Origin of the sequence: Paenibacillus sp. UNC496MF, assembly GCF_900113915.1 — a bacterium.
Classification (GTDB): domain Bacteria; phylum Bacillota; class Bacilli; order Paenibacillales; family Paenibacillaceae; genus Paenibacillus_Z; species Paenibacillus_Z artemisiicola.
The window spans coordinates 66928-80029 of sequence record NZ_FORE01000011.1 but is presented as its reverse complement, the minus strand read 5'-3'; the positions used below and the strand labels follow the sequence as shown (position 1 = coordinate 80029).

Annotated in this window: 7 protein-coding genes; all 7 read left to right on the top strand. The window is 58.3% G+C overall.

The annotated features are described in order from the left end of the window. Positions 1-92: 92 nt before the first annotated feature. Complete coding sequence (locus BMZ79_RS19990; protein ID WP_090642906.1) at positions 93-1637, top strand: carboxylesterase/lipase family protein; 1545 nt, start codon at positions 93-95, stop codon at positions 1635-1637. Between the two features lie 21 nt (positions 1638-1658). Further along, a complete protein-coding gene (locus BMZ79_RS19985; protein ID WP_090642904.1) occupies positions 1659-3863 on the top strand; it encodes a hypothetical protein in 2205 nt (734 codons plus the stop codon). Between the two features lie 81 nt (positions 3864-3944). Next, positions 3945-5360 (top strand): family 43 glycosylhydrolase, encoded by a 1416-nt coding sequence (locus BMZ79_RS19980; protein ID WP_090642901.1) that lies wholly within the window; start codon positions 3945-3947, stop codon positions 5358-5360. Between the two features lie 97 nt (positions 5361-5457). Then, a complete protein-coding gene (locus BMZ79_RS19975) occupies positions 5458-7158 on the top strand; it encodes an extracellular solute-binding protein (RefSeq protein ID WP_090642898.1) in 1701 nt (566 codons plus the stop codon). Between the two features lie 73 nt (positions 7159-7231). Continuing rightward, complete coding sequence (locus BMZ79_RS19970; RefSeq protein WP_256252905.1) at positions 7232-8998, top strand: sensor histidine kinase; 1767 nt, start codon at positions 7232-7234, stop codon at positions 8996-8998. Beyond that, complete coding sequence (locus BMZ79_RS19965; protein WP_090642896.1) at positions 8976-10610, top strand: response regulator transcription factor; 1635 nt, start codon at positions 8976-8978, stop codon at positions 10608-10610. The genes BMZ79_RS19970 and BMZ79_RS19965 overlap by 23 nt, the downstream gene beginning before the upstream one ends. A 4-nt stretch (positions 10611-10614) precedes the next feature. Then, positions 10615-12927 (top strand): glycoside hydrolase family 95 protein, encoded by a 2313-nt coding sequence (locus BMZ79_RS19960; protein ID WP_090642893.1) that lies wholly within the window; start codon positions 10615-10617, stop codon positions 12925-12927. Positions 12928-13102 lie beyond the last annotated feature (175 nt).

Sequence of the window (13102 nt, the reverse complement as noted above, 5' to 3'; positions counted from 1 at the left end):
ATAGACGAAATGAATCCAAGAGGGATGCGTATGTTTCCATACTCTATATCCCTCTTTTTTTTGCAATCTGGCGTTGAAAGGAGAGATTAGGCGTGCTTCGACTCGTACATGCAGAGAACGGATGGATTCAGGGACTGCCGGCCGCCGACCCCCGAATTACGAGCTTCAAAGGAATCCCCTTCGCCGCGCCTCCCGTGGGAGACAACCGTTGGCGAGCCCCGCAACCCGCCTCGGACTGGGCAGGCGTATTCAAGGCGCATGAATTCGCGCCGGTTCCGATGCAGGTCCGGCAAGAAATCGACGAAAACAATATCTACACCAGGGAATGGGCCGTAGAGCCGGACATCGCCATGAGCGAAGACTGCCTCTACTTGAACGTATGGACGCCGGCCAACGCCGCCGACGAGAAGCTGCCGGTGTTCGTATGGTATTTCGGGGGAGGCCTGCAGGTCGGCCATACGGCCGAGATGGAGTTCGACGGCGAACGCATCGCCCGCAGGGGCATCGTGGTCGTCACGATCGGCTATCGTCTGAATGCGTTCGGATTTCTGTGCCATCCCGAGATTACCGCCGAATCGCCGGATGCGCCCGCGAATTTCGGTCATCTCGATCAACAAGCCGCTACGCGGTGGGTCAAGCGCAATATCGAAGCTTTCGGCGGCGATCCGGATAACGTCACCATCGGCGGGCAATCGGCCGGGGGCGGCAGCGTCATGAACCAGCTCGCTTCGCCGCAGAACGAGGGACTCTTCCAAAGGGCGATCGTCCAGAGCGGGGTGTTCACGAGCCTCTATCCGGGAAGCCGTATGCCCAAGTTTCTGCGCGACTTGGCAACAGCCGAAGGGGAAGGCGTTCGATTCTTCGAATCGCTCGGCGTGTCGTCGCTTGCCGAAGCTCGGGAGTTGGATGCAGGCTTCATCCGCGACAAATACCTGGCGTCCAAGCTGTTCTGGGGGACGGTGACCGATGATAAGTTCAACGTCGGGGACGCGTTCCGCTTGTTCCTTCAGAACAAGCGCTGGCAGGTGCCGGTGCTGTTCGGCCACACGTCGACCGAATTTTTCAGCGTTCCGGAAGCCGATACGCTTGAAGATTTCAAGCAAATGGCGACCGAGCTGTTCGGCGACGGCGCCGAGGCGTTTCTGGCGCTGTGCGACGCGCATTCCGGCAGCTTGGACGAGGTCGCGAAGAGGGCTTCGGCAAGCGGCATCGAATACGCGATCCGGGTCGCCGGGCGGGCCAATGCCGACACCGGCGCCGATCTCCCGCTGTACTATTACAACTTCGATGCGGACATCCCGGGATGGGATAACCCCGGAACGTTCCACTCGGTCGATCTCTGGTTTTTCTTCGAGACCCTCGCCAAATGCTGGCGGCCGTTCGTCGGCAAGCATTACGATCTGGCCCGGCAGATGTGCCAGTACTGGGCGAACTTCATTCGCAATGGAGACCCTAATGGCCCGGATTCGACGGGAGAGCCGCTGCCGCGGTGGGAAGCCTATACGCCGGAAGCCCCGTACGGCATGCGATTCGCGGATCAAACCGAGTTTGCCAAGGAACAGCCGGGCGAGATGATGACGTTTCTCGTGTCGCAATACTTTAAGAATCATCCATTACAAACGAATCCAAACGAATAGACGGACCGAGGAGGACGTATCATGAGACTGGCATGCGGCAGCTACATCCTGCTCTTCAATGAGGGCGGCATCGAGGTGCGAAAAGATGCCCGAATCCTCTATTCCAACAAGCGGCCGATGTTCGTGACGGTCAAAACCGCGTTTGCCGTCAATGCGTTTTACGACGGCGCTTACGCCGACACCTTCGCTTCCGGCGAAAAGATCATGGCCCGGGGCACGATAACCGTGCCCACCGGTTCGGCGTTTGCCTTCACGGACGTATACGAAGCCGCAGGCGGCGGGTTCAAATTGAGCCGGACCGTGGAGGTGCTGACGGCAGGCGACGACCTTGGCTTCTCCACCAAGGTCTCTTTGAAGATGGAGGCATCGGATGACGTCCATGCCTACAACTGCTTCGCGCCCGGCGTCTGGTACAAGCAAAACGAATTCGCGCCCGACTCCGCCATCGGCAAAGATTTGGACAACGAATATTTTTGGCGAATGGAGACCCGTTATGCCCTTCCGCTGTTCGCCATGCAGCATATCGCGTCGGGAGAAGCGGCGGCGCTGTCGCGCTGGGCGGCGGACGCAACGCTGCCGTCTACGGATATCGTACGGTCGGAAAATAGAACGGACCCGAAGTGCACGGTCGGAGCCATCGGCATGAGCAGGCCGGAGAGCAAGACGCTGAACTATATGTATTACGGCTATGGCATACGCAAGGAACTCGAGACGGAGACAGCCGGCCTGTCGATCGATTACGTGTATCCGGGCGGCGAAGGCCAGTTGCCCGTGAACAGATCCTATGCCGGCCTGGATTACCATGAGAAGCCGAAATCATTCCAGCGCATCAATCATCCCGTAGCGGCCGGCTTTAAGCAGCGCTACGCCGTCGCCGTCCATTTCGGCCAATACGACGGGTTCCAGCCGATGATGAAGGATCTCTGGCGGGTTACTTATGCTCGCCTGCGCGACAAGCTATTCGAAGTGGATAATGCACGCCATTTCCATAACGGCATGCACATCTTGAACCGATTTACGCGGCAGTACGGCGATTCGTACGGATTGCCCTTTGCCTGCCAATTGCCCGACATGGACATCTCGAGCGTTTCCTTTCAGTTCGGCTTCGTGGGCCAGCAGCCGGGCATCGGCTATCAGCTGCTTCGATACGGCGATAAGGAGAACGTCCCCGAAGCCTTTGCTAAAGGCGTGGGCGTGATCGATTTTTGGACGAAAACAGCCATGACCGAGTCGGGTCTGCCGCGGATGTGCTACAATCCGACCCTCCAGGGGTTCGAGCCGTATCCGCATTATATCCGCATGCTGGCCGACGGAATCGAGGCCGTCTTGGACGCCTACCTCTATATGAGGCGGAAAGGCGACGAGCGGCCGGCTTGGCTGGCATTTTGCAAAAGGACTGCCGATTGGCTGGTGAACAATCAGAATGAAGACGGGAGCTTCTATCGCGCGTATTACGCCGACGGCTCCATCCGCATGGACTCGAAATCCAACACGCCCAGCGCGATCCGTTTCCTGGTACAGGTTTACCTGGTGTCCGGCGACGATAGATACCGAACCGCCGCGATCAAAGCCGGCGAATGGGCCTACGATCACAATTACCGGACCATGGAATACCGCGGCGGCACTTGCGACAATGCCGATATCCAGGATAAAGAGGCCGGGATTTATGCGTTATTCGGCTTCCTTGCCCTGTACGATCTGACCGGCGAGGAGCGCTGGCTCGAAGCAACGATCGGAGCCGCCGACTATACCGAGACGTGGACCTATGCCTGGACGTTCCCCGTGCAAGCGCCATGGCCGAAGCATCCGTTTAATCGCTATTCGATCAGCGGTCAGAGCATCATTACGATCGGAGGCGGGGCCGACGTCTATATGGCCGCCTGCTCGTATACGTACTACAGGCTGCATGTCATTACGGGCGATGCGCACTATCTCGATTTCGCCGAGTTCATCCATAAGAACACCCGGCAGTCGACCGACGTCGATGGCAGCATCGGATACGCCATGCCCGGCTTGGGACACGAGAGCGGCAACTTCGCGAGCCAAACGCTGCAGAGCCACTACCACTGGCTGCCTTGGTGCACCTTCGTGGAGGTCGATCCTGCCTCGAGGCTGTACGACACCTTTGGCGGCTACGAGATCGCGGACGCCCAGAAGCTCCTTCCGGAGGAGAGGGCGAAGCGAAACCGCATCTATGATACGTTCGGCAGGGAGGCCAAGGTTTAACGGCTTCTCTTCTCGTGCCGAAATGCCCGTTCTTTGCTTGATGGAAACTTGCAAATACGTCCGTAAGGAGCGCGTAACGATATGAAAAAACAAGGATTCAACCCTTATCTGCCATCATGGGAATACATGCCCGACGGCGAACCGTACGTTTTTAACGGCAGGGCATACGTATACGGTTCGCACGACCGATTCAACGGACATGCGTATTGCTTGAACGATTATGCCTGTTGGTCGGCTCCCGCGGAGGATCCGGGGAATTGGAGATACGAAGGCTTGATTTACGAGAAAACGGACGACCCGCTGAATCCGGACGGCAGCATGTGCCTGTACGCGCCGGACGTCGCGGTCGGCCCCGACGGGAGATATTATCTCTATTACGTGCTCGATAAGGTATCCGTCGTATCCGTAGCGGTCTGCGATACGCCGGCCGGAAGGTATGCATTTTACGGGTACGTCAAGCATGCGGACGGCACGCGGCTCGGAGAGAAGGAGGGCGATGAACCTTCGTTCGATCCGGGCGTGCTGACGGAAGGAGAGAAGACGTATTTGTACACCGGCTTCTGCGCGGCAGGAGACCGGTCAAGGCACGGCGCCATGGCGACGGTTCTTGGTCCGGACATGCTCACGATTGCGGAAGAACCGGTATGCGTCTTGCCAAGCGAACCGTATAGCGAGGGGAGCGGCTTCGAGGGACATGCCTTTTTCGAGGCGCCTTCCATCAGGAAGAGAGGCGATACGTATTATTTGATCTATTCCTCGATCGTCATGCACGAGCTGTGCTACGCGACCAGCAAATCCCCGACCCGGGACTTCGTCTATCGAGGCGTCGTCATCAGCAATAACGATCTGCATATCGATTCGTACAAGCCGGCTGAAATGCCCATGTATTATGGAGGCAATAACCATGGCAGCATTGTCGAATTGAACGGGAAGTGGTACATTTTCTATCATCGGCATACGAACGGAACGAATTTCAGCCGGCAGGGATGCATCGAACCGATCGCATTCAGGGCGGACGGCACGATTGTCCAGGCGGAGATGACCTCTTGCGGTCCGAACGGAGGGCCGCTCGAAGGCCGAGGGGAGTATCCCGCGTACCTGGCCTGCAATCTGTTCTGCCGAGACGAAGCGCTCTACACGGGGGCTCCCGGGGAATGGATGGACAGCCGATTTCCGAAAATCACGCAGGATGGCAAAGACGGGGACGAAGAAGCCGGCTATATCGCCAACATGAGGGACTCCGCGACGGCAGGCTTCAAGTATTTCCGCTGCGAGGGAATTCGGACCGTCCGCATTCAAGCGCGCGGCTATTGCCGCGGTACGTTCGAAGTGAAGACATCGTGGGACGGACCTGCGCTCGGAAGGATTCCGGTCGACTTTACGAACGTCTGGACGTCCTATTCGGCCGATGTCCTCATTCCGGACGGCATTCAAGCGCTGTACTTTACGTATAAGGGCGCGGGAGGGGCCAGCTTGGCTTCGTTTTCGCTGGAATAACGCCAGATCATGGAAGAACGTTGTTCAGTCCGTTCGCGCTAGCCTATAATGAGAGCGTAACCATTGCAGAGGCAAAGCCGATGAAGAGGGGATGGCTATGAACAAGGGGAAGACTCGTTCGCTGTTGGCTTTGCTTTCGGTCATGGTGCTCATGGCGGCGCTCGCGGCTTGCGATGACAACGATGATCGCGGTGGCCGCGGCGGCAATACGGCCGCGAGAACGGAAGCGGCGGCAGGACCCTATGGCAAATACGACCCGCCCATCGAGATCACGACCGTTCGCAACCTGAGCGACATCGTCGAGAACAACGTCCTCGGCGTGCTGAAAGACGAGAAGTTCGAGGATAACCGGTGGACCCGGCTCTATTATGACCAGCTGGGCATTAAAATTAAATATAATTGGATTGTCAAGGGCAACGACACGTCGGATCCGTATTTGCAGAAGGTGAACGTGATGCTGGCCTCCGGCGATCTTCCGGACGTCATTCCGGTCAACGCCACGCAGCTCAAGCAGCTTGCCGACACGGGTCAAATCGAGGACATGACGGATTTATACAACGCGTATGCATCGCCGGAACTAAAGGAGATTCTCTCCGAGGAAGGTTCGGGACCGTTCGACTCCGCGACGTTCGACGGCAAGCTGATGGCGATTCCGCAGACGGGGTCATCGATCGAACAAGCCCAGTTCGTCTGGATTCGCACGGACTGGCTGGATGAATTGGGCCTGCAGCCTCCGAAAACGATGGACGACGTCTTGGCGATATCGAAAGCTTTCGCCGAGCGCGACCCGGACGGCAATAACCAGAAAGACACGTTCGGTCTCGCCATTACGAAGGAATTGTTCGGAGGATCGATGGGACTCGAGGGGTTCATGGCCGGTTATGGCGCTTTCCCGAATATCTGGCTGGAGGACCCGGAGGGCAAGCTGGTGTTCGGCAGCGTTCAACCGGAGATGAAGAAGGCGCTTCAAGCCCTGCAAAACATGTACAAAAACGGTGAGTTAGACGGAGAGTTCGGCGTCAAAGAGGGCACGAAGGTATCGGAGGTCATCGCAAGCGGCAAAATCGGCATGGAATACGGCCAGCAATGGAATTCCATTTGGCCGCTGCAATTGAATAAAAACCATGATCCGAACGCGCAGTGGCGCGCGTTCCCGATCGTATCGGAATCCGGCGAACCGGCGAAGGTTCCGCTCAAGTTCAGCACGACGAAATTTTTCGCCGTCCGCAAAGGCGCCGCGCATCCCGAGGCCATCATCAAGCTGTTCAATATGCACGTGGAGAAGAATTGGGGCAAAACCGAGGAGAACGATTACTACTACGCCCCGCCCGACGCGGAAAGCGTATGGCAGCTGTCCTTGGTCCAACCCGCGCCGACGAAGAAAAATCTGGAGCTGTTCCGAGCGTTGGACGACGTGCGCAAGACGGGCGACAAGGTAAAGCTGACGGGCGAAGCAAAGGTCATTCAGCAAAAGCTGGACGCCTATGCGTCCGGGTCCAAGGAAGGTTTCGCGCTGTGGGGCTGGGAGCGCATCTACGGACCCGAAGGCGCGGAGGGCATCGTCGATCAGTACGACAAAAACCATCAATTTCTATTGGATAAATTCGAAGGCGCTCCGACCGCGACGATGGTGGAACGGCAAACGACGCTGGAGAAGATGCAAAACGAAGTCTTCGTCCGGATCATCCTTGGCGCGCCGATAGAGGAATTCGACAAATTCGTGCAGGATTGGAACAAGCTTGGCGGCTCGCAGATTACGAAGGAAGTGAACGCCTATTACGCATCGATGAAGAAGTAGCCAAGGGCAAGTCAGCTAATGCGAAACGGTAGGATGGCTTCGACTAGACATGATGAGGGGGTGAGGGAGCGCCGTGTTCAAAACGCCGATGTTTTCGATTCGCAACACCTTGTTTCTTCGGTTGATCTTTACGTTCCTGCTCATATTGACGCCCCTGATCATTCTAGGCGTCTATCTGTACCAATGGTCCATTCATACGGCGCGAGAGGATATCGCCAAGACGGCGGCCTCCCAAACGACCTTCTATCTAACCGATCTCGAGAACGAAATCGAACGGATCAAGCTGCTCCAATTCGGGCTGCTCGAGGACGAAGACCTGAACAAGCTGACGCTCCTCTGGGATCGGATGGGGGTTATCGAGAAGACCGACAAAATCAATTCGCTGCGCAACCGGCTTTATCTTGTACAGAACAGCAGCAAGTACATCAAAGAGGTAAGCGTTTACATCAATCCGATCGGACGCGTCATTTCGTCTGTCGACGGCGTAAGTCCGCTCGTTAAGACGCTTTACGACTCCGTGCTCTCCGTGTACGGCAGCCGGAATACCCGCATCATCGAATGGAAGGACGGGCTGTACCTTAGCGCGGCGAAGCCGAGCGGCAGCCCGAAGGGACAGCCGTTATTCATCGTCGAGATCGAATTGGACCAGCAGACGCTGACGGACGCCTTGGCCCAATTCAACACTTATTCCGGAAGCGGGTCCCTGCTGCTCTCGGCGAACGGCGGCATCCAGCTGGCGAGCGGTTCCGTCGCGTCTTTCATGAAGGAAGCTTCCATGTACGTGGCGCAAAAGAAAAACGCCGGCGACTACGGCGAAGCCAGGTCGTTCGGGGGACAAAGGTATTACACCATCTTCGCCGGCTCGGACAAGCTGGACATGGCCATTTATCGGTTCATTCCGTCCGAGGTCATCCGAAAGCCTTTGGACAAGTTTTATACGTGGGCCTGGCTTTTTGCCGCCGCGGCGCTCGTCATCGTCGCCATCTATGCCATGTCGACGTATAAATTCATTCACAAACCGCTGCTGCGTCTCGTGAAGAGCTTCCGCCGCGTCGAGAACGGCGATCTGGAGCAGGTCATCACGCACGAATCCAAGGATGAATTCGGTTATTTGTACAGCCGATTCAATCAGATGGTCGCGAATCTTCGGTCGTTGATCGACCAAGCCTACCGCCAGAAGCTCATGGTGCAGCGTTCGGAGTTGAAGCAGCTTCAATCTCAGATCAATCCTCATTTCTTGTTCAACAGCTTGTTTATCTTAAATACGATGGCCCGAACGGGAGATACGGAACGGGTCGAGCAATTCACGATCCAGCTCGGCGAATACTTCCGTTTCGTGACGCGCAGCGCCTCCGACGAAATTTCGCTCGAGCAGGAGATCCATCACGCGCGCACGTATACGGACATTCAACTCCTTCGTTTCTCCAGGCGAATCCGGGCACGGTTCGAGGACCTCCCGATGGAAGCCGCGCAGGCGAAAGTGCCGCGCCTGATCGTGCAGCCGATTATCGAGAACGCTTTCGAGCACAGCCTGGAACGCAAGGAGGAGAAAGGGTTGATCGTCGTTCGCTTCGTTAACGTAGCCGATGAATTCCGAATCATCATCGAAGATAACGGCGATGATTTGTCCGAGGAGAAGCTCGTCGAATTATCCAAGTCATTGGCGAACCGGGACGAATACGCGGAGACGACGGGAATGGTCAATATTCATCGACGATTAACGATCACGTACGGCGATAGAGGCGGCGTCCGGGTCGCCCGAAGCGAGCTCGGCGGACTTCAAGTCACGCTTCACTTTCCATGGGAGGGACAATCCGATGTACCGATTGCTGATCGTTGACGACGAAGAGATGATAACCGACGGCCTGTACGAGACGTTGGCCGGATGCGATCTGGACCTGGATTTGTGCAAGGCCTACTCCGGCAGGGAAGCTTTGAATTGGCTTCATCAATCCCGCGTGGATATCGTGTTGTCCGATATCCGGATGCCCGGCATCGACGGGATGCAGCTCATGACCATCATCAAACGGAACTGGCCGCATTGCCGCGTGATCTTCCTCACCGGCTACAGCGACTTCGATTCCGTCTATCGGGCGATTCAGACGCCCGGCGTTCAATACCTGCTCAAGAGCGAAGGGTACCCGAAGGTCATTCAGGCGGTCGTCCAAGCCGTGGCGGAGCTGGACGACGGCCTGCGCGTGAACGATCTCGTTCAGCGGGCGCAGGAGAGTTTGAAAACCTTGGAGGTGCTTGCGCGCGGCGAGTACTTCCGCCATCTGCTGCACGGCGCGAATCCGGCGCCGAATCTGGTCGCGGACTTCGGCAAGCTGAGCATCTCGCTCGATGCCGACAGACCGGTCTACGTGGCGCAGGGCGATCTGTCCCATGTCTCGTCGAGCGTATCGTCCTATGCCAATCGGCATGAATCGGCGATGGCCGTCACGCTGCTGGCCGAGAGCTTGCTGAACGGCCAGGTTCGGGTCCTCGGCACGATCGACCGCTTCGGAGATCCGGTCTGGTTCATTCAGCCGCCGGCCGATGCGGCAGACGGGAACGAAGCGGAGGAAGGCGCGTCCGTCCTCCCCTATCTGGTCGGCCAATTCGAATTGATCCAACAAGCGTGCTTGAAGAACCTCGACCTCTCCGTCGCCGTCACGCTGGGGGATCGCCCGTCCGAATGGATAAAGCTGTCTTCGACCTATGACAAAATGAGGCGGCAGCGGCAAACCAGAACCGGCGACGGCGCTCAAATGGTGCAGGCGGTGAACCTGCAGGCTTCGGGCTGCGCGAAGGAGCGATCGCCGCGGGACAAATCGGACGCATTGTCCGTGCATCTGGATGCCGGCAGGCGCGACGAATTTCTCCTGCTGTTCGACGAGCTGACGGAATCGGAGCGGGACATCGGCGCGCCGTATCAGCTGGAACTGTATTATACGATTTCGCTTGTTTTCTTGTCGTACATCAACAGATGGGAGCTGGAGAATCAGGTGCCCGGCGCGTCCGCCCTCATGCGCCATGACGAATTCGCGTCGTGGAAGGACGCGTTCGCATTCCTCCGAACGATCGCCAAGACGCTATTCGAGCTAAGAAGCTCCGGCGAAAGCAACCGGGCCGCCGAAGCGATCCTGAAGGTGCGCGCTTATATCGGGGAACATCTGGACGAAGATCTGTCGCTGGTCCGTCTCGCCGGTTACATTCATTTTAATCCGTCGTACGTATCGCGCCTGTTCAAGCAGGAGTGCGGCGTCAACTTGTCCGATTATATTGAATCCGCGCGAATCGACCGGGCGAAGGAGCTGCTGAAGAACGACAAGCTGAAGGTGTTGGAAATCGGGGTTCAGGTCGGGTACGAGGCTTCCCAGTCGTTCACGCGCTTCTTCAAAAAAGCAACGGGCGTCACGCCTCAGGAATACCGGGAAGCGGCCTTCCATTATTCAAGAAGCAAGGAGTGAGAAGATGACCACCCACGCATTGTTATTCGAGGAGCCGGCGGGAGATTGGAATGAAGCGATGCCGGTCGGCAATGGCAAATTAGGCGCGATGATGTACGGCCAGCCTCGGCACGAGCGGCTGCAGCTGAACGAGGACTCCATCTGGCATGGAGGACCAAGGGACCGCAATAACCCGGACGCGCGGGCGAATCTGCCGGATGTCCGCCGGTTGATATTCGAAGGGAAGCTGAAGGAAGCCGAGCGCCTTGCGTTGCTGTCGTTGTCCGGTCTGCCGGAAACCCAGCGGCATTATCTGCCGCTGGGTCACCTGCTGCTTGATTTCGCGCTGCCGAACGGCATGCCGGAGCACTATTCGCGGGTGCTGGGTATGGAAGAAGGCATCGCTTCGGTTACGTTCAGCCAGGGCGGCGTTTCGTTCAGGCGGGAGTTGTTCGCAAGTCATCCCGACCAGGCGATCGTCATGAGACTGACCGCCGATCGACCTGGCGCAATCGGCTTTACCGCGCGCCTGGAGCGAGGACGTTGGCGCTATGCCGATCGGACCGGCCGAACGGGGGACAACGCGATATGGATGGCCGGCAACTGCGGCGGCGAAGGCGGAAGCGAATACGCGGCGGTGCTGAAGGCGTCGGCGGAAGGCGGGACGGTGAAGGCGATCGGCGATCACCTGCTGGTGGAAGAGGCCGACGGCGTGACGATTGTCTTGGCCGCCGCCACGACGTTCCGCGTTGCGGACCCGCTGGCGGAAGCGCAGGAGAGAACGGCTGCGGCCCTCCGAATCGGCTATACGGAGCTGCATAAGCGCCATATCGACGACCACCGTGCGTTATTCGGCCGCGTAGCCCTATCGCTCGGTCCGACGGACGCGGAAGCAGAGCGGCTGAGCCTGGCACGCCGAATGGAGCGGCTTCGCGGCGGCGAAGCAGACCCGGGCCTGTTCGCGCTTTATTTCCAGTTCGGCCGCTATCTGCTGATGGCCTCCAGCCGTCCCGGCTCGCTGCCCGCCAATCTGCAGGGCATATGGAACGAGCATTTCCTGCCGCCTTGGGACAGCAAGTACACGATCAACATCAATGCGCAGATGAACTACTGGCTGGCGGAAACCTGCGGCCTTCCCGAATGTCATGAGCCGCTGTTCGACCTGTTGGAGCGGATGCGCGAACCGGGTCGGCATACGGCGGCCGTCATGTACGGCTGCAGGGGCTTCACCGCTCACCATAACACCGATCTGTGGGCGGATACCGCCCCGCAGGACACCTATCTGCCCGCAACCTATTGGCCGATGGGGGCCGCCTGGCTCTCCTTGCATCTATGGGAGCATTACCGGTTTTCGATGGATGCGGCATTTCTGCGACGGGTATACCCCGCCTTGCGCGAAGCGGCGCTGTTCCTCGTCGATTATGTCACGGAGACGCCGGACGGCGAGCTCGTGACCTGCCCGTCGGTATCGCCGGAGAATACGTATCGGCTGCCGAACGGCGAATCGGGGGTGCTGTGCGCGGGACCGTCAATGGACACCCAGATTATGCGGGAGCTATTCGCGGCGGTACTTGATGCTGAACGGACGCTGAACATTCCGGAGAGCGAAAGACTAGGGAGAGAGCTGCAGCGGGTGCTGGAGAAACTGCCTAAGCCGAAGATTGGCCGATACGGCCAGCTTCAGGAATGGTACGAGGACTATGAAGAAGAGGAGCCCGGACATCGCCATATCTCCCATTTGTTCGCCCTTCATCCCGGCAGCCAGATCACCCCGAACGGCACGCCCGAGCTAGCGGCGGCGGCCCGGCGCACCCTGGAGCGGCGCCTCGAGAACGGAGGCGGCCATACCGGCTGGAGCCGAGCGTGGATCGTGAATTTCTGGGCGCGTCTCGGAGAGGGGGAGGAGGCGGAAGCCAATCTCGCGGCGCTTCTGACCCACTCGACGCTGCCGAACTTTCTGGACAATCACCCGCCGTTCCAGATCGACGGCAATTTCGGCGGGGCCTCCGCGATCGCCGAGATGCTGCTGCAGAGCCATGCGGGCGAGCTTCACCTGCTCCCGGCGCTTCCGGCAGCTTGGCCGACGGGCTCCGTTCGCGGGCTGCGCGCCAGAAGCGGCTATACGGTCGATCTGGAATGGAAGGACGGCAGTCTCACGAAGGCCCGAATTGCCTCTACCGTGGATGGACCGTGCAGCGTCCGCAGTCCGATCCGTAGCTCGATTACCGTGGAAGAAAAGCCGATCCAAGCCGAAAGAGCAACCGGACTGCTCCGCTTTCATGCGCATGCCGGCACCGTCTATACGGTGCTCCCGGATGGAAACAAACGATTGCCATGATTTCTTGCTTTTACGCCGATGCGATCCGCTTCTCGCTGCCGTGTAATCCGTGAACGTAAACAAAACCAGGCCGCACTAGCGCTAGCCGGTAGATGACCCTCGGAATTCGTCGATTCGTCGGGGGTCATCTTTTTTTTCTGTCCGAAAACGGACCCGTACGAGGAACGCTATCGCC

What these genes read in the sequence shown, in the direction of transcription:
- BMZ79_RS19980 (WP_090642901.1), top strand. Translation starts at nt 3,945, where the DNA reads ATGAAAAAACAAGGATTCAACCCTTATCTGCCATCATGGGAATACATG.
- BMZ79_RS19965 (WP_090642896.1), top strand. Translation starts at nt 8,976, where the DNA reads ATGTACCGATTGCTGATCGTTGACGACGAAGAGATGATAACCGACGGC.
- BMZ79_RS19960 (WP_090642893.1), top strand. Translation starts at nt 10,615, where the DNA reads ATGACCACCCACGCATTGTTATTCGAGGAGCCGGCGGGAGATTGGAAT.
- BMZ79_RS19985 (WP_090642904.1), top strand. Translation starts at nt 1,659, where the DNA reads ATGAGACTGGCATGCGGCAGCTACATCCTGCTCTTCAATGAGGGCGGC.
- BMZ79_RS19975 (WP_090642898.1), top strand. Translation starts at nt 5,458, where the DNA reads ATGAACAAGGGGAAGACTCGTTCGCTGTTGGCTTTGCTTTCGGTCATG.